The sequence below is a fragment of the Pseudomonas sp. FYR_5 genome, assembly GCF_043106315.1.
GTDB lineage: Bacteria > Pseudomonadota > Gammaproteobacteria > Pseudomonadales > Pseudomonadaceae > Aquipseudomonas > Aquipseudomonas putida_Y.
This window is the reverse complement of sequence record NZ_JBICMK010000051.1, coordinates 1-480: the sequence shown is the minus strand read 5'-3', so window position 1 is coordinate 480 and position 480 is coordinate 1. Positions and strand designations below refer to the sequence as shown.

At 59.4% G+C, this 480-nt stretch carries 1 pseudogene; it reads left to right on the top strand.

Features of this window, described 5'->3' with window-relative positions:
* A pseudogene (locus ACF8RA_RS07525) lies at positions 1 to 480 on the top strand (IS110-like element ISPpu11 family transposase); the annotation flags it as partial.

Below are 480 nucleotides of genomic sequence, written 5' to 3'. Positions count from 1 at the left end.
CCAACGACCGTGGCCGTCTTGATGGAATGCGGTCCAGGTGCACAAGCCTGGGCCAGGCTGCTGCAGACCAAAGGTAATCCGGTTCGCATCCTGCCGGCGCAACGTGTCGCCGAACATCGCAGCGGCGCGAAGAACGATCGTAACGACTGCTATGCCATTTTGCGTGCCGGTCGCGATACGAGCATCGCTTCGATACCGATCAAGAGCACCACAGCACTGGCTATTCAAGCGCTGCACCGTATCCGGCGCGGTAACATCAAGCGACATACCGCGCTGGGTAATCAGATCCGTGGTTTGCTACTTGAGCATGGCGTATCCATGCCCCAGGGTGATGCCGCGATCAATAAGCATGTGCCTCAGGCGCTTGAGGATGCTTCCTTGCCTCTGCCCGACCTGTTGCGCGAGTTGCTCGATGAGTTGCTGATGGACTGGTTGTCTCTAGGTGAACGCATAGCGGCGCTGAGCCGCCGGCTCGAAGCG